18 protein-coding genes and 1 tRNA gene are annotated in these 17,535 nt (G+C 39.6%); 16 read left to right on the forward strand and 3 right to left on the reverse strand.

Going from position 1 to position 17,535, the window contains the following annotated elements; translation table 11 throughout:
- The first annotated feature begins 155 nt into the window (after window positions 1-155).
- The gene (locus ALW18_12630; protein AOE53292.1) at window positions 156-779 is read left to right on the forward strand and encodes a hypothetical protein; all 624 of its coding nucleotides are present in this window, start codon (window positions 156-158) and stop codon (window positions 777-779) included.
- 69 nt (window positions 780-848) lie between these two features.
- Here the strand turns inward: ALW18_12630 and ALW18_12635 are convergent, their stop codons facing one another.
- Complete coding sequence (locus tag ALW18_12635; GenBank protein ID AOE53293.1) at window positions 849-1,286, reverse strand: acetyltransferase; 438 nt, start codon at window positions 1,284-1,286, stop codon at window positions 849-851.
- Between the two features lie 126 nt (window positions 1,287-1,412).
- Here ALW18_12635 and ALW18_12640 point away from each other — a divergent pair.
- Window positions 1,413-1,485: transfer RNA gene (locus ALW18_12640), tRNA-Gly, on the forward strand.
- An 83-nt stretch (window positions 1,486-1,568) separates the two neighbouring features.
- On the opposite strand, the gene ALW18_12645 is transcribed toward ALW18_12640, so the two are convergent.
- Window positions 1,569-2,276 carry a (alpha)-aspartyl dipeptidase gene (locus ALW18_12645; GenBank protein ID AOE53294.1) on the reverse strand — a complete coding sequence of 236 codons (708 nt, stop codon included), beginning with the start codon at window positions 2,274-2,276 and terminating at the stop codon, window positions 1,569-1,571.
- A gap of 125 nt (window positions 2,277-2,401) precedes the next feature.
- Here ALW18_12645 and ALW18_12650 point away from each other — a divergent pair, with 125 nt between their 5' ends.
- From ALW18_12650 to ALW18_12695, 10 genes are all read left to right on the forward strand, one after another.
- A complete protein-coding gene (locus ALW18_12650; GenBank protein AOE53295.1) occupies window positions 2,402-3,112 on the forward strand; it encodes a hypothetical protein in 711 nt (236 codons plus the stop codon).
- The gene (locus ALW18_12655) at window positions 3,102-3,836 is read left to right on the forward strand and encodes a hypothetical protein (protein AOE53296.1); all 735 of its coding nucleotides are present in this window, start codon (window positions 3,102-3,104) and stop codon (window positions 3,834-3,836) included. Before ALW18_12650 ends, ALW18_12655 begins: the two co-directional genes overlap by 11 nt.
- Window positions 3,826-4,539: a hypothetical protein gene (locus ALW18_12660; protein ID AOE53297.1), complete on the forward strand. Its 714-nt coding sequence runs from the start codon at window positions 3,826-3,828 to the stop codon at window positions 4,537-4,539. Before ALW18_12655 ends, ALW18_12660 begins: the two co-directional genes overlap by 11 nt.
- Window positions 4,532-5,284, forward strand: a complete 753-nt coding sequence (locus tag ALW18_12665; GenBank protein AOE53298.1) for a hypothetical protein — start codon at window positions 4,532-4,534, stop codon at window positions 5,282-5,284. Before ALW18_12660 ends, ALW18_12665 begins: the two co-directional genes overlap by 8 nt.
- Window positions 5,277-6,047, forward strand: a complete 771-nt coding sequence (locus ALW18_12670) for a hypothetical protein (GenBank protein AOE53299.1) — start codon at window positions 5,277-5,279, stop codon at window positions 6,045-6,047. The genes ALW18_12665 and ALW18_12670 overlap by 8 nt, the downstream gene beginning before the upstream one ends.
- Window positions 6,037-6,822 (forward strand): hypothetical protein, encoded by a 786-nt coding sequence (locus ALW18_12675; GenBank protein ID AOE53300.1) that lies wholly within the window; start codon window positions 6,037-6,039, stop codon window positions 6,820-6,822. Before ALW18_12670 ends, ALW18_12675 begins: the two co-directional genes overlap by 11 nt.
- Window positions 6,823-6,850: 28 nt before the next feature.
- A complete protein-coding gene (locus ALW18_12680) occupies window positions 6,851-7,354 on the forward strand; it encodes a hypothetical protein (protein AOE53301.1) in 504 nt (167 codons plus the stop codon).
- A 54-nt stretch (window positions 7,355-7,408) separates the two neighbouring features.
- Window positions 7,409-9,616, forward strand: coding sequence for an aminopeptidase (locus tag ALW18_12685; GenBank protein AOE53302.1), 2,208 nt, complete (start codon window positions 7,409-7,411; stop codon window positions 9,614-9,616).
- A 106-nt stretch (window positions 9,617-9,722) separates the two neighbouring features.
- Window positions 9,723-10,022 carry a Sec-independent protein secretion pathway component gene (locus ALW18_12690; GenBank protein ID AOE53303.1) on the forward strand — a complete coding sequence of 100 codons (300 nt, stop codon included), beginning with the start codon at window positions 9,723-9,725 and terminating at the stop codon, window positions 10,020-10,022.
- 1 nt (window position 10,023) lies between these two features.
- Entirely contained in the window at window positions 10,024-10,638 is a 615-nt protein-coding gene (locus tag ALW18_12695; GenBank protein AOE53304.1) for a phosphoesterase, read from the forward strand.
- On the opposite strand, the gene ALW18_12700 is transcribed toward ALW18_12695, so the two are convergent.
- The gene (locus ALW18_12700) at window positions 10,597-11,238 is read right to left on the reverse strand and encodes a methyltransferase (GenBank protein ID AOE53305.1); all 642 of its coding nucleotides are present in this window, start codon (window positions 11,236-11,238) and stop codon (window positions 10,597-10,599) included. The genes ALW18_12695 and ALW18_12700 overlap by 42 nt on opposite strands.
- Window positions 11,239-11,359: 121 nt before the next feature.
- Between ALW18_12700 and ALW18_12705 the strand changes: the two genes are divergently transcribed.
- The 4 genes from ALW18_12705 to ALW18_12720 all read left to right on the forward strand — a co-directional run bounded on the left by ALW18_12705 (window position 11,360) and on the right by ALW18_12720 (window position 17,316).
- Complete coding sequence (locus tag ALW18_12705; protein AOE53306.1) at window positions 11,360-12,982, forward strand: hypothetical protein; 1,623 nt, start codon at window positions 11,360-11,362, stop codon at window positions 12,980-12,982.
- A gap of 115 nt (window positions 12,983-13,097) precedes the next feature.
- Window positions 13,098-14,159, forward strand: a complete 1,062-nt coding sequence (locus ALW18_12710) for a 23S rRNA (adenine(2503)-C2)-methyltransferase (GenBank protein ID AOE53307.1) — start codon at window positions 13,098-13,100, stop codon at window positions 14,157-14,159.
- Window positions 14,160-14,222: 63 nt separating this feature from the next.
- Window positions 14,223-15,200 (forward strand): polyprenyl synthetase, encoded by a 978-nt coding sequence (locus ALW18_12715; protein AOE53308.1) that lies wholly within the window; start codon window positions 14,223-14,225, stop codon window positions 15,198-15,200.
- Between the two features lie 277 nt (window positions 15,201-15,477).
- Window positions 15,478-17,316: a hypothetical protein gene (locus tag ALW18_12720; GenBank protein ID AOE53309.1), complete on the forward strand. Its 1,839-nt coding sequence runs from the start codon at window positions 15,478-15,480 to the stop codon at window positions 17,314-17,316.
- Window positions 17,317-17,535 lie beyond the last annotated feature (219 nt).

Genomic DNA, 17,535 nt, shown 5'->3' on the forward strand with positions numbered 1-17,535 from the left:
ACTTTTGAATTACGTACAAATTATAGTGTAATGATGTATTTTAGCTGTACTTCTCTCAAATACCTGAGCCTATGAAAAATATTTTTTTGACACTCTTATTTTTAAGTATGTATGCCATAGGCCAAACTGCATAGGGTGTAGGAGTTTCTTCTAATATGCCGACAAATCTCAAAGAATTAGTAATCAATTCAAATCAAACGGTCGATATTGGCTACAGTAAAATCAAACGAAAAAAAATAAAAAGCAGCCTCGGTATTGGTAAATTCATCCAGATGGCAGTCTTTATAGAAAACCCATTTAAAACCCCCGTAGTTATAAAGTCTATTTCTTTTAATGTTATAAGGGTAACGGGGCGTCCTGCCTATAAACTTCATTTGTACCATAAACAACAGGGAAAAAACATAAGAGGAGAAGATGCTCCCGGAGATGATATTCATATAAAAGACTTAGTCTATTTTTTGGAAGAAAACACAAAAGGGCTTGTAGAGATCGATTTAGCAGAAGAAGATATTGAAATGGCTGCTGAAGGGCTTTATGTGGCTTTAGAAGGTTTGGGATCTTATGATGAGAATGGCAGGGCAGATAATAATGGGTTCATACCGGAAATGTTCCAAACCTTCGAGCCAATTCATTGTTACAAATATAATTTTCCTGAGCGCTCCATAGGCTGGATCAATAATAACCAGGAATTATTTAGGGCGGAGAAAGCTAATGGTTATAATATAGGTAAAAAAAATTTTCTGGCTCCTTCCTTTGGGTTGACAGTATTTAAGCCATAATGTGATTCAGGTTTATTCTTATTTCACTATTTAGGGAAAATAATGAAATAAGAATATTGGGAGTTGAAATTACAACAGCCTGTACATTACATGGTGTACACCTATGTCGCCTATGGTAAATGGTGTCCCGATAATTTCATATCCCATTTTTTTATAGAAGCCAACGGCAATTTCGCGTGCGTTAAACCAAATAGCATCGGCGTTTTGGGATATTATGTAGTCTTCGGCAGCTTTAACAAGCCTGTCGCCAAGGCCTATTTTCTGATGGGAGTCTAATACTGCCATGCCGCGTATCTGGAATTGGTTATTTTGAGGTAATAAATTGGTGTTTGCTTTAAAAACCGATATAACTCCGATGAGGTTTTCGTCTTCAAAAATGCCAAAGTGTACAGTAGTGGGTAAATCATCACCATCAAAAACACAAGATTCTACAGGTTTTCCGGGACGAAGAACAGGCAGGCGAACGGCAAAAGTGGCTGAAGAAGGGATTTGTTTAATGGAATACATAAAAATTTTAATTAGGTAACAAATTAGTAATAAATAAATTAAAAGCGAACGCCGAAAAAACCTCGATTTTTTTTATTGAAAAGTTTGCGAATATGGAAAGTGGTTGTATATTTGCACCACAATAACGCGGAAGTAGCTCAGTTGGTAGAGCTCCAGCCTTCCAAGCTGGTTGTCGCGAGTTCGAGCCTCGTCTTCCGCTCTGCAAAGCCCAAACAACTGTTTGGGCTTTTTTATTGGTATCAATTAAAAGCTCCCATTTTACGATGGGAGCTTTTCGTTTTTTTACTTCAGCCACGACAAATCGCTTTCTGTATTAATCTCTTCGGGTTGCTCTCCCTGGCGGAAGAGCCTCGCCTGCAAATCGCCTTTAAGGGTTATAGTGTCGCCGTGCACTTGCAGCCAGCTTCCTTCGCGAAGCCCGAGTACCGGCTGCGAATTTATTTTGTGGAATTCGTTAATTCGCATTTCGCGTGTTTCGCCCATGTGGGTAGAACCTTCAATTGGGTCAAGGTAATGCGGATTAAGGTTAAACGGTACTAATGCAAGCGTATCAAAGCTCGGCGGATAGATTATAGGCATATCGTTAGTGGTTTGCATGGTTAGTCCGCAAATGTTGCTTCCTGCGCTGCTTCCCAAATATGGAGTTCCGTTATTAACGGCCTGTTGTATGGCCTTCATTACGTTATTCGCGTAAAGCTGCCTTACCAGTAAAAAGGTATTGCCGCCACCGGTAAATATAGCTTCGGCATTGGCAACCGCTTTCGCCGGATTATCAAATTCATGCAGTCCTTTAACGTTTATTCCCAGCGGGGCTAATGTTTGGGCAACCCTTTTGGTGTAGTCATCATGGCTTATGCCGCCCGGCCTTGCGTACGGAACAAACAGCAAGGTGCTGTATCCTGCAAAATGTTCTTTAAGTGTTGGTAGTAAATAGTCAAGGTAAGCGCCTCCGTGTAATGTAGAAGTACTTGCAATAATTAGTTTTTTCATTCGTTTAAATACTATAAGAAGAGGTAAAGTTACAAAGATTTTAATGTGCGGGATGGTATGTTTTTTGATGAATGTAATGTGCACTTGTACTTTTCCGAACAAATAGTCACCTAAATATACCCCTGTTGAAGAATCTGTTTTTATTTATTTCTGTTATTTCAGCATCATTGCTCACAGCTCAGCAACGTGTCCCGTTAAAGGGAAAGATAAAGTCTGATGCCGAAGACCTGGAAGGAATTTATGTAATCAATAAAACAGCCGATCTTTCGGTGGAGACTTCGCGGGGCGGTTATTTTACATTGATGGTAAAACCCAATGATACCATTATATTCTCGGGTATGCAGATAGCCGCAAAGAATATTACACTTACCGAAGAAGATGTAAAATCTGAACTTTGGATTGTTCCTGTAGAAAAATATACCCGCATTCTTGATGAACTTATAATTGTAGACTACAGGCATATTAATTCAGAATCTTTAGGGCTGGTGCCAAAAGGCCAAAAACAGCTTACAATTACAGAGAAAAGGCTTTTTACTTCTAAAGACGGTGTAGATGGCGTAATAAACATGTTTTCCGGACGTACTAAAATGCTAAAAGGTGCCAATGAGGCTGCTAAAAAAGAGCGGATCATGGAGAAAATTAATTATATTTATACTGAGGAAGAGCTTGTTGAGAAATACCATATCCCAAGAGAATACCTTAGGGGTTTTGTGTACTACATTGTGGAAAATGAAAATTTTGCCCGCGCCCTTAAAGATAAAAATGAAACTATGGCAAAATTTCTCATAAGCGGCCTTTCGGTAAAGTACCTTGAGCTGATAAAGGATGAGAAATAAATTAATTTACCTTTTTATACTACTATTGCCTGTGCTTCTTATGGCTCAGGAAAGGCAAACCCTTGAAGGCAGGGTAGTTTCGGGAGCCAATGGCGTACCCGGTGTTTTTATTATAAACAAAACCGCGGGCCTGGAATCTAAAACATCTTCCATTGGTTATTTTAGCATTAAAGCCAAAAAGGGAGATGCAATAATTGTTTACAATTCTAAAATAATAGTGAGGGAGTTTATTCTTACTGCCGAAGCCCTTGCTGCAAATCCATACATAATAACAGTAAACTATAGTGTAGCCGAACTTGATGAGGTGGTTATTACTAAATACGGAAATATTAATGCCGAATCGTTAGGGCTGGTGCCTAAAGGGCAGAAGAAACGTACCGTCGCTGAAAGGAGATTATATACCGCCGGGGCATTTACTGTGGGTACTGTTATTGGTCTTGATCCTATAATAAACGCGATATCGGGGCGTACGCGTATGCTGAAAAGAGCCTATGAAACCGAAAAGCAGGAGACAGTTATAAGTAGCATACGAGCCTCTTTTGATGACGAAGAGATTTCTCAGCAATATAACATTCCCAAGGAGCATGTTGACGGCTTTTTGTTTTACCTCGCCGAAAATAAAGATTTTACTGCCGTCCTTAAACAGGGTAATAAGCAATACGTAGATTTCATGATGATGGAACAGGCCAAAGCATACCTTAAATTACAGCAGGATGGTAAATAAATTACTTTGCTTTTTACTGTTTTTTCTATTTGTGGCAGGCAGCGCTACGGCGCAGTCGCTGCAGGGTAGGGTAATTTCCGGTAAGCAGGGTGTAAGTGATGTATTTGTGATTAATAAAAATACAGGCGCAGAAACTAAAACAAACACTACAGGAAACTTTGTTATACAGGCGAAACCCGGCGAATCTATCGTAGTGTATAATACTAAAATCATGATTCGTGAGTTTATGCTTACAGCAGAGTCGTTTAAAAATATGCCTTACGATGTATCTGTCAATTATCATCCATATCAGTTGGATGAAGTGGTTATCGATAGAAAGATTGATGCTGTTTCTCTCGGCCTTGTGCCAAAGGATCAGCTACAGCTAACAGTAGCAGAACGCAGAATTTATAGCTGTGTTGGTTTTATAAGCCTGGATGTCTTAATAGACCGCCTGACCGGACGTTGGCGAATGTTACAGGCCAATTTGGTAACCGAGAAAAAAGAAATGATGATTGAGGCATTGAGGGGTTTGTATAACGAAGATGAAATTACCAAAGACTATTCTATTCCTAAAGAGCATGTAGATGGCTTTTTATATTATCTGGCAGAGAAAGGAGACTTTGCACTTATAGTGAAGCAGGGAGACAGGAACCAGATAAATTTTTTACTTGCAGATTTTGCCGCGGACTATCTTACTTTACAAAACAATAATGATGAATAAAGTATACTGTACATTTCTATTGCTGCTAAACATTGCTTTGGGCTTTTCCCAGGAACGTATACCGCTTAAGGGTAAGGTGCTATCGGGAAGCAGGGGCATTGCAAATGTTTTTGTAATTAATAAAGCAAACGGTACCGAGGCTAAAACCGATTATAGCGGTGCATTCGCTATACAGGCAAAACCCGGCGACGTGCTCGCCGTATACAATAAAGATATAACGGTACGGGAATTTCTGCTAAAACCGGAGTCATTCGCAACACAACCTTATGAAGTGTCAGTTAATTACCAACCATACCAGCTGGATGAGGTGGTGATAGATAAGAATGTTACTGCGGAGTCATTAGGTATTGTGCCTAAGGGACAGAAGAAATTTACACAAGAGGAGAAAAAATTATATACAGCAAGTTATAACACACCATTATGGAAGCTTGCCTTAGGGCTGCTTGCCGGGTCTATGCCGGTAGATCCTTTTATAAATGCTATAACAGGGCGTACGCGAATGCTTAAAAACTCGGTGGCAACTGAAAGGACAATTGCGGCGATTGAAAAGATAAACGATATTTATACGAATGAGGAAGTGATTGGGCAACTTAAAGTTCCGGCAGATTATGTGCAGGGATTTAAGGTTTACGCAGCAGAGAATAAAGCAATAACCGCTGCTTTTACGGCAGGAGATGAAGGTCATGCAAAAGCTTTATTGGCTACACTGGCCATACAATACAATCAGCTTATAGCAAATGAATAAACTAGTCGCCATATTGTTTTTCCTTCTCCCTGTGCTGGTAATAGCCCAGGAGAGGCAGCAATTGAAAGGGCGTGCTATTTCAGATCAGCTGACTGTTGATTTTCTTATCGTTAAGAACACAACATCTAATGCAAGTGTCGAAGGAAATGAAGAAGGCGGTTTTGTTATTGAAACGGCTATAGGCGATGTGCTCGAGTTTTCAGCGCCAATTTTTAAGCCATTATACTATACCGTAACAGTAAGGGATTTTAAGGAAGAGCTTTTTGTGGTACGCATGGAAACAAAGGCTTTAATGCTGGATGAAGTGCAGGTATCCGGACTTACAGGAAACCTTGCCATAGACAGCAAGAATACCAAGGTGATTCTGCTGAACGGCCTTTTTGATCCGGCTGAGATAAATAAGAATCTGGTGCCTGCAAATCCAATGGGTAATGTAGATTTTGTAGCGATCTTTGGTCTTATTAAAAATTTGATATCATCTTCGGAACCGACAAAAATGTATAGTAAAAGAGATGCGCCACCACCACCCCGTGTAGAGCATAAGTTGTTTTCTAAAGTTTTACAGGAAAGTTACCCTGAATCTTTTTTTACAGAAACTATTGGTGTACCCAGGGAAAAACTGGGATTGTTCCTGAATTTTTGTAATGCTGAGGCCAAACGATATCTGCTTGATCCTAAAAATGAGGCCGACCTTATAGCGTACCTAAAAAAGAAATACGCCCAATACCAAAACCAATCACCTAACCAAGTTTATGAAGATTAAATTATTCTTTCTGTTGTTACTGCTTCCGGTAATGGCAATCGCCCAAAAAAAGCCGAGGACTGTTTTACCCGGGAAGGTTGTTGCCGACTCCCTTATGGTAGATAACCTTACGGTGCTAAACCTTACATCAAATATTCGCGCTGTTACAGATGCTGAAGGCGAGTTTACTATTTATGCCCGCCCTACAGATACGCTTATGTTTACCGGCGTAGGAGTGCGAACAGGTAAGCTGGTACTGAAAGATGAGCACTTTTCGCAAAGAAAGCTGCTTATAAGATTGAATGTAGATGTGAAAATGCTTGAAGAGCTTATAATCAAGGCGGAATTGAGTGATGACCTGAGTAAGGCGAGTAAAGCATCGAAAACAAAAAATCTTACTTCGGGGTTTGACTCCTCCAAGATTATAGAAAGTGCCGACCCCAAACCTGTTGCTAACATAAATACAGCATTACCAACAGCGGCAACAGGCAGTCAGTTAACAGGGGTAGATTTTGGTAAGATCTATAAATTAATATTTAAAAAGAAAAAGCGTAAAGATGCCGGCGAAATTTATGCGGCTGCATCGGGCAAAACATTTTCGCAAAATGCAAAAGAAAGATATACCTATTATTTTTTTACCGAAACACTTAAAATTCCCAAAGACGAGATCGGACTTTTTCTCACCTTTTGTGATAAAAGAAGCGAAACCGACTGGATGCTCGACCCTAAGAAAGAATTTGAACTTACCGATTACCTTATTGGTAAGAGCAGGGAATACTTAAAAAAAGAAAAATAACCCGCTAAGTTTATTACATTTGGGGCGAATGAGAAAAGTTATCACATTTTCGTCTCTTATACTAATTATGGTATTGTGTATGTCTATGACTGCGCACAAGTACTATGTTGCCGTATTTCAGATGGACTATGTGCCGTCAAAAAAAGTTATTCAGGTAACCTCCCGTGTTTTTGTAGACGACCTTGAAGCGGCGTTTGTGAAAAAGTATAAAAAGAATTTTTATCTTGGTACTTCAACCGAAGTAGCAGGCGCAAATGATTACCTGGCTAAATATTTTGGCGAAAAAATGCGCGTTAAGATAAACGGCAAAGAAAAAGCTGTGAAATTTTTAGGCAAGGAAATAGAAGACGATATTCTTATCTGTTACTACACCATACCTGCCGAAAGCGCAGTGAAATCTGTTGAGGTAACAAATACCACATTATTAGAAATGTTTGACGACCAGCAAAATATAATTCATGCCAAAGTAAAGGGTAACAAAAAAAGTCTGTTACTGACTAGTGGAGAAACAACTGGCTTGCTGGAATTTTAAAATACGGTTATGAGAAAGACTTTATATATACTATCGGTACTGGCAGTGTTTCAAATGACGGCTCAGGAAACACCTGTGCAAAAACGCGAACCAGGCCATAAGGATGCCAATAAATTTAGCCAGATGTACGATCTGCTGGCTACGCCAAATATGTTTCGTACAGCATCGGGAGCTCCCGGGCCGGCTTACTATCAGCAGCAGGCCGATTATAAGATGGACATTGAGTTGGATGATAAGAATACAAAGCTGTTTGGTAAAGAAACCATTACCTACCATAACAATTCGCCCGAGGATTTAGACTATTTATGGATTCAGCTGGACCAGAACCAAAGTGCTAAAGATTCAAAATCTAAACTGGTAGACAGCCAAAAGATGGATCAGGCGTATAATGCCGATGCATTTTCACGCCGTTACCTGGAAGAAGGTTTTGCGGGTGGTTTCAATATAGAATATGTTCAGGATGCTAATGGCAAAGCATTGCCGTTTACCATTAACCAAACCATGATGCGTATTGATCTGCCTACCCCGTTAAAGTCACGTAGTAAAATTTCATTCGCTATAAAATGGTGGTATAATATTAATAACTACCGTGTAGTTGGTGGGCGCTCGGGTTACGAACATTTTGATAAAGACAATAATAACCTGTATGTAATTGCGCAGTTTTATCCGCGAATGGCGGTATACAATGATGTGGAAGGCTGGCAGAACATGCAGTTTTGGGGTGCAGGCGAGTTTGCTTTGCCGTTTGGAAACTTTGAGGTAAATATTACTGTCCCTGCCGATCATATCATGGATGGTACCGGCGACCTTATGAACAGGGCTGAAGTGCTTACGGCAGATCAGCTTAAGCGTTACGAACAGGCAACAAGATCGTATGATAAGCCTGTGGTGATTGTAACTCAGGCGGAAGCCGAAAAATCAGAAAAAGGATTTGCTACCCAGAAGAAAACCTGGAAATTTAACGCTAAGAACGTAAGGGATTTTGCTTTTTCTACATCAAGGAAGTTTATTTACGATGCTATGGCCGTTAAGCTTTCAGAGAAAACGGTAATGGCAATTTCGTTATATCCTAAAGAAGCCAATCCGCTATGGGGTGATACTTCAACTAAAACGGTAGCGCACACTTTAAAAACCTATTCTAAATATACTTTTGATTACCCTTATCCTAAAGCTATATCTGTTTCGGCAGAAGACCAGGGGATGGAATACCCAATGATATGCTGGAACTACGGGCGCCCTGATGAAAAAGGATTTGTAAGCGACAGGATAAAATGGGGAAATATGAGTGTGATCATCCATGAGGTTGGGCACAACTTCTTCCCGATGATTGTTAATTCTGACGAAAGACAGTGGAGCTGGATGGATGAAGGACTTAATACTTTTATACAATATTTAACCGAGCAGGAATACTCGGCAGATTATCCGTCGTCACGTGGGCCTGCGTCTAAGATTGTTCCCTATATGAGCGGCGACCAGAAGTTTCTGGAGCCAATTATGACGAATTCTGAATCTATCCATCAGTTTGGCAGCAATGCGTATGCTAAGCCGGCTACAGGTTTAAATATACTGCGTGAAGTAATTATGGGCAGGGAATTGTTTGACCATGCCTTTAAAACCTATGCTAACCGTTGGAAGTTTAAGCACCCAACCCCTGAAGATTTTTTCAGGACTATGGAAGATGCATCTGCGGTAGACCTTGACTGGTTTTGGAGAGGCTGGTTTTATACTACAGATTATGTAGATCTGGGTATTCAGGACGTAAAACAATACTACGTAACCGAAAAACAGCCTGAAAGCGTTAAAGAGGTGAACATTAAAAAAGGCAGGTTCGGGCAGGAGAAAGGTCCATTTGTGTATATGGTGCCCGATACATACGATGTGAAAAAACGCGATAAGAAAGCACTTGATCTTAAAGAGGTGAAACTGCTTGACGATTATATTACAGAGAAATTTACAGGAGAGGAGAGGGCAAAACTAAAATCACCATCTTATTTTTATGAGGTAACGTTTAACAAGCCGGGTGATATGCTGATGCCGATAATAGCCGAGCTTACGTATGAAGACGGTACTACCGAAACGTTTACTTTCCCGGTGCAAATATGGAGAAAGAACAATCAAACGGCATCGAGGGTGTTTGCTACAAGTAAAAAAGTAACTAAAATTATTGTCGATCCTAAGTTGCTTACTGCCGATGTAGATGTTACCAATAACGTGTGGCCTGCAGCTGAAGGCAATGCAAAGTTTGATAAGTTTGGTGGCTAATTGAGGCTGTTAACGTTAAAATAGCTTTAATTGGGCTATAAACATAAACCGTTCGGGGTTTAAAAACGTAATTTATAATTACATTTGTATATTAAAATTTTGAGCTATGTTTGGAATAGGAGGAGGAGAATTTTTCTTCATTATAATAGTCGTACTTATGCTTTTCGGATCGGATAAGATTCCGGAAATCGCGCGCGGACTTGGTAAAGGTATGCAGCAGCTTAAGGATGCTACAAACGATATTAAAAGCGAAATTCATAAAAGTGCCGATATAGACGGGATAAAGAAAAGCTTTAACGAAATTGGTAACGGTACCAACGATACTTCAGATAGTATAAAAGGTGAGATCGATAAGATAAAAGAAGATGTTGAAGATATGTCGGGCCCTATAAAACGTATCCGATAATATGCTTGAAAGACTTATAGAACTGGACAGAGATGTATTTGTATACCTTAATTCCCTTGGAACTGAATTTTTTGACCCTTTCTGGTTGTTTATAACCAAACAGGTAAATTGGCTACCCATATTTGCAATTATAGCCTACCTTACTTTTAAAAGGCTGGGTTGGCGTCATGCGTTGCTCGTAGTAGGTATGGTTGCGGTTTTAATTGCTTTTACAGATCAGACAACAAACCTGTTTAAAAACAGTTTCCAAAGGCTGCGTCCGGGCAATAACCCCGAGATTGCAGGAATCATCAGGGCTATTCAGCACCGAAAATCATTCAGTTTTATATCAGGGCACGCTTCCAATTCTATGGCTGCCGCTTTCTTTTTATATCATGTATTAAAGCCTTACCTAAAATATATGGGCTTCTTTTTTATATGGCCGCTTATATTTGCTTACAGCCGAATTTACCTTGGCCTGCATTACCCGGGAGACATACTTTTGGGCTATGCATGGGGCATATTCACAGGTTGGCTTGTACTTAAGCTTTACGTATATTTAAGAAACAGATTCTTCCCGGAAGAAAAAGAACGATTAGATAACCCTACTAACAGTGAGCCCGTCACGAATGGGTAATAATACTGTTTCTACCCTTGGGTCTTCTTTCAGTAGTTTATTGTATTCTAATAGAATTTTAGTGCTTTTGTCGTTGGCTTTTACAGGTTCCAGTACTTTGCCACTCCACAAAACATTATCAGATAATATAATGCCACCTTTGTTCATAAGGGGTACGATCATATTAAAATAATTGATGTAATTCTCTTTATCAGCATCAATAAAAACAAGGTCAAACTTCTTATTAAGCGTTGGAATTATATCCAGTGCCTGGCCTAAATGTTGCGTGATCTGGTCTTTCCACTGCGAAAGGTCAAAGTATTTGCGCTGAAAATCATACAATTCCTCATTAACATCCATAGTATCCAGTGTGCCGTCTTTGCGTAGTCCTTCTGCAAGGCAAAGTGTGGCATAGCCGGTGTAAGTACCTATTTCTAGTATGTGCTGCGGATTTACAAGTTTAGCTATAATGCTAAGCACCCTTCCCTGAAAATGGCCGCTGAGCATTCTCGGCTGTAGTATTTTCTGGTGTGTTTCTTTATTTAAAGCAGCTAACAGTTCAGGCTCATTTTCGCTGTGAAAAGCAGCATAATCTTCCAGTTCTTCCGATATAAAATGCATTATGTTGTTTTTTTACAAAGGTAATAAATGCGGCCTATGTTAATTGTTATTGATAAGTATAAAATAATGTAACAAATTATCGGCAAAACGTTTAAATTTATGTTCTTAAAAAAAGCTTTCTATGAAGTTGAAAATTACTATGCTGTTTCTGTTCGTGTTGCAATTAAGCTATGGGCAGGTTACAAATCAAGGTAAGCCTGCAAGCTGGGCTACAATTGCTAAAGCAAAAGAGATGAGGGCAGAGGTAATGCCGGAAATTGATTTTCAAAAGTTACAGGCCGAAGACAAGATTAATGATGTGGGTAAAAATAAACCATGGCGTTATGGTTACGAATTTTTAGTAGATCACAACCTTGAAAACAGTGGGGTATGGAATGAACTTGATAACGGCGACAGGATATGGAGAATACGCTATTCATCTGCCGGTGCGCGCACTATGAACTTTTTGTTTAGCGATTTTTATATGCCTAAAGGTGCTAAAGTATATTTGTATGCTAATGACAGGAGCGATTTACTTGGTGCTTATGACGAGGCGCAAAACAGTGAAAGAAGGGTTTTAGGTACGTGGTTGGTAACCGGTGATGACGTGGTTATAGAATATTACGAGCCTAAGGCTGTAAAAGGCCAGGGTAAGCTAGAGGTATTTAAAGTAGTTCACGGATACAGGTCGGTTGGAAATTATGAAAAGTTGCCTGATTGGGATTTGAATGAATCCGGCGACTGCCACTATGATGTAAATTGTGACATGCCCGAAATCAATAGCCTTAAGAATATAAATAAAAAAGCGATAGGCTTAATTATTGTTAACGGAAACAGTTTTTGTACCGGTGCGCTTATAAATAACACAACGAATGATGGAACACCTTATTTCCTTACGGCCAACCATTGTGCGGAGGGTGAGGATGTAACGCAATGGGCTTTCCGCTTTAACTGGATAAGGGAAAACCCTATCTGTGGAACGATTAATACCGGAGCACCGAATTCGCAAAATTATTATGAAACTGTAAGCGGTGCACAATTAAGAGCGAGAAGTGAAACTACAGATTTTTGCCTTCTAAGAATAACGGCAAATATGCCATCTACATGGAATTTGGTATATGCAGGATGGTCTAGAAGTGAAACTAAGCCCTCATCTACCTTTGGAATACACCATCCATCAGGCGACATAATGAAGGTGAGCAGGGATTTTGACGCCCCGGCAATATATAATGGAGATAATTTCCTGATGTGGGAGGTTGAACAATGGGACATGGGCGTTACAGAAGGTGGATCTTCTGGATCGCCTTTGTTTGATAATAATGGAAGGATAATAGGTCAGCTTTACGGTGGTGAGTCAGAATGCAGCGGGTCTTTTCCTAATACAGGGTATGATGTTTACGGAAGGTTTGGCCAGTCATGGACGGGCGGAGGTACAAATAGTACAAGGCTTCGCAATTGGCTTGATCCGGGGAACACCAATGCACAATCGGTTAATTACAAAGAGGTAGGTACAGTATCTCTAGATGAAGTTGTGAAAAATGAAATAAAAGTATATCCAAACCCATCTAACGGTATTTACAATGTAGCCATTGAGGCAGATGCACAATATGTTGTTTATGGAATGCTTGGACAGGTAATTGCAAACGGCAATTTATCTTTTGGCGACAATACAATCAACCTGTCGGGTAAGGCAAACGGAATATACATCGTTAAAATTACCGATGCCTCGGGTAAATCTATAAGTCAGAATCTGGTTAAAGAGTAAATTGCTTCAATATAATTTAAAAGCTCTGCGCTGTTGCAATTGCAACAGCACAGAGCTTTTTTTAGTATCGGGCGGGGTAAATTGATATTTGACAAATAGTTATTACCTTTGCACCATGCAAACGGAGAAGAAAGATATAAGGGCGCTTACAAAAGAACAACTACGTGATTTTTTTGTGGCAAATGGCGATAAGGCATTCCGCGGTAACCAGGTGTACGAATGGCTATGGAGCAAGAATGCCCATAGTTTTGATGATATGACCAATGTTGCCAAGCCTACAAGGACAATGCTGGAGAATAATTTTGTTATTAACCACATTCATGTAGACGAAATGCAGAAGAGTACCGACGGTACTGTAAAGAATGCTGTGCGCCTTCACGATGGACTTGTTGTAGAATCTGTACTTATACCTACCGAAACCCGTACTACTGCCTGTGTATCCAGCCAGGTGGGGTGCAGCCTTGACTGTAACTTTTGTGCTACTGCAAGGCTTAAGCGTATGCGTAACCTTAATCCCGATGAAATTTACGACCAGGTTGCAGCTATAGACAGTGAAAGCCGTTTGTATCATAATAGGCCGCTTTCTAACATTGTATTTATGGGTATGGGCGAGCCGCTTATGAACTACAATAACGTGCTTAAGGCTATCGAAAAGATAACCTCGCCAGAAGGTTTGGGTATGTCGCCTAAACGTATTACCGTATCTACATCGGGTCTTCCTAAAATGATAAAAAAGCTTGCAGATGATGAAGTTCGCTTTAAGCTTGCTGTGTCGCTGCATTCTGCTATAGATGAGGTACGGTCTAAGATTATGCCTTTTAGCCAGAACTTTCCGTTGGCAGACCTTCGTGAATCGTTGGAATACTGGTACAGCAAAACAAAAAGCCGCGTTACCTATGAGTATGTGGTATGGAAAGGTATTAACGACCGTAAAATCGATATTGATGCCTTGGTAAAGTTTTGCAGGTATGTGCCGTGTAAAGTAAACCTTATTGAATACAACCCGATTGACGATGGAGAATTTCAACAAGCTGATCCTGAAACCATAGATGCTTACATAAGAGCCCTGGAAAGGAACGATATTGTTGCAAAAGTACGCCGCAGCCGCGGAAAAGACATTGATGCTGCCTGTGGTCAGCTGGCTAACAAGAATGAAGCTGCATCTCCTGCACAATAATACCGTAAACTTTACCTTTTACGGCTTGGGCGTATTCATGGCTTTTGTTATCTTTGAGGCGCAATGAAGATTACCGAGCAAATTAAGCAGCCCATTACTGAAGAAATGGAACTTTTTGAAAAAAAGTTTCAGGATGCTATGTCCTCTAAAGTGGCGTTGCTTAACCGGATTACCTATTATATAGTAAACAGGAAAGGGAAACAGATGCGCCCTATGTTTGTTTTTCTTACCGCTAAAATGATAAGCGGCGGTACCATAAACGAACGTACTTACAGAGGTGCATCGGTAATTGAACTAATCCACACAGCCACACTTGTACATGATGACGTTGTAGACGACAGCAACAGGCGCAGGGGCTTTTTCTCTATCAATGCTTTATGGAAAAATAAGATTGCCGTATTAGTGGGCGATTATCTTTTATCTAAAGGATTACTGCTTTCTATTGATAATGGCGATTTTGATTTGCTTAGGATAATATCTGTAGCGGTTCGCGAGATGAGCGAAGGTGAGCTTTTACAGATTGAAAAAGCACGCAGGCTTGATATTACCGAGGATGTATACTACGAAATTATTCGCCAAAAAACAGCTACACTTATTGCTGCCTGCTGTTCACTGGGTGCCTGCTCTGTAGATCCTGATGGGGAACATACAGAGAAAATGCGCAAATTTGGTGAACTTATAGGAATGGCTTTCCAGATTAAAGATGACCTTTTTGATTATACCGATGACGCTATAGGCAAACCAACAGGTATAGATATCAAAGAACAGAAAATGACACTTCCGCTTATTTATGCATTAAATAACTGCACTAAAGAAGAAAAGAAGTGGGTTATCAATTCAGTTAAGAATCATAACAAGGATAAGAAGAGGGTTAAGGAAGTTATTGATTTTGTAAAGAAAAAGAACGGACTTACCTATGCCGAACAGCGTATGGCTAAATTCCGTGAAGAGGCCCTACTGCTTTTAGCGGATTATCCGGCATCTGTTTATAAAGATGCTTTAGTGCTTATGGTTAACTATGTTATTGAAAGAAAGATATAATTTAATTAAATTATAGATTTTTAGATTGTTCTTCTCATACATCATTATTTAATTTTTCTTGTTTTTAACTATACATTACCACAACAACATCGTTGTAGGTGTATGTTTCGCAATATCGCTTATTTTCTCTTGCTTCTTGTTTTGTTAGGGATTTGGTAATTTTTAATCTAAATAAAAATCAAATTCGTTTTTGTATAGTATTTGTATTGTCAATTTATTACTTGTGGGGTTAAAATGTTTATAATTTTATCCTACAACCTTATAAAGACAAACATTTATGAAAAAAATTTACTTTGCCCTTTTAGCGCCATTTGCTTTAATAGGGAGTCTGAATGCACAGACACCTGCAGCGGGACAGTCAGATCCTACTGCACCAGCTGCAAATGTAATCTCTCTCTTTAGTGGAGCCTACACCAATGTGCCGGTTAATACATGGCGCACCGATTGGTCGGAAGGAATACTTGAAGAGGTTGCTGTAGCAGGTAACGATATGAAGAAATACACAAACATGGGATTTGTAGGCATTGAAACCGTAAACCCAAATCAGATTAATGCCACTGGTATGACCTACTTTAATATAGATGTATGGTCACCTAACTTCACTACGGTTGGAATTAAACTTGTTGACTTTGGTGCGGATAACGCATTTCAGGGCGGAGATGATTCTGAATCTCAGGTAAATTTTGCCGGACTCAGCCAAAGTGCATGGCATACATTAAAAATACCTATGTCGAGCTTTACGTTGCTATCTAAAGAACACATATCGCAACTTATATTAGTTAGCGATAACAATTCTACATTATTTATAGATAACGTTTACTTTAGTAACGAAGCGCCACCTGCGCCTGTAGTGCCTGCAATTGCAGCACCGGATCCTACTATTGCAGCTGCGAATGTAATGTCACTATTTAGTGGTGTATATACCAATGTTCCTGTAGATAGCTGGAATACAGAATGGTCTCAGGCAACTTACGAAGAAGTTTCAATTGCGGGCAACCCGACTAAAAAGTATAGTAATTTAAGCTTTAACGGTATAGAGACTGTTGGGCCAAATGCGCTTGATATTTCTGAGATGACACATTTTAACCTTAATGTATGGTCGTCTGACTTTACACAGCTAAGGATTAAATTGGTTGACTTTGGTGCTGACAACGAATTTCAGGGTGGTGATGATTCTGAACAGGAACTTATATACGAAGCCCCGGTACAAGGACAGTGGATTACATACCATATACCATTAACATCATTTGCAAACCTAACAGGGAGAGAGCATCTGTCTCAACTAATAATTTCTAGTAACGGATCTTCTACCGTATATGTAGATAATGTATTCTTTAATTCGGAAGAAGTTGTAATCTCTGAACCAATGACGGCTGCCCCAACCCCAACATTGCCTCAGGCACAGGTAAAATCATTGTTTAGCGGAGCATACACCAATCAGGAAGTAGAAAACTGGAAGACCGACTGGTCTTTAGGTACTATGACAGATATAGAAATTGAAGGCAATGCAACAAAAAAATATGCCGCAATGGGCTTTGTAGGTACTGATATTGGTATTGCAAACCAGGTGGACCTTACCGGTATGACACATTTTAATATGCATGTATGGTCTGCAGACTTTACAACGTTTACAGTAAAAATAGTTGATTTCGGAGCTAATGGTATTTATGATGGTGGAGCAGATGATTCTACAGGAGAGTATACTGTAGATGCACCGGCTCAGGGAGAGTGGGTTACGCTGGCGCTTCCTATAGCTGACTTTACAGGACTTGTAGGTAAAGAGCATATTTCTCAGCTTGTATTTGTAAGCGAGGGCGGAGCTACCATATTTGCAGATAACATTTACTTTAGTAATGGCACTACTGCAGGAAGAGAAGAATTTGCTAAAGCGCAGATGCTTGTGTATCCGAATCCTGCAAGCGATGTAATTACGCTTGAAGCTGGAGATGCAATACAAAAAGTAGCTATATACAATGTATTAGGGCAGCAGGTTTTAGAAACTTCGCCTAACACAAATGCTGCAACTTTAAATGTTAGTGAGCTACAAAGCGGTGTCTATATGATTAATACCACAGTAAATGGCGCACAAAGCTCCCATAAATTCATTAAGAAATAGTTTTAGTTGGATATTTTTATTAGGCCATCCCCAAAGGGATGGCTTTTTTTATTCTTTTTACTTTAATTATTTTCTTTGTAAATCAGTGTGTTACGCTTTTGTTTAAAATATTTTCAATTATTTTTATATATTCATGCAACCATTTTTAAACACATCTCGTCTATGTTTATAGAAGTCGGGTAGTAATGTAAAATGATAGCCGCAACCAACCAATAACCA

Origin of the sequence: Flavobacterium psychrophilum (assembly GCA_001708385.1) — a bacterium.
Taxonomy (GTDB): domain Bacteria; phylum Bacteroidota; class Bacteroidia; order Flavobacteriales; family Flavobacteriaceae; genus Flavobacterium; species Flavobacterium psychrophilum_A.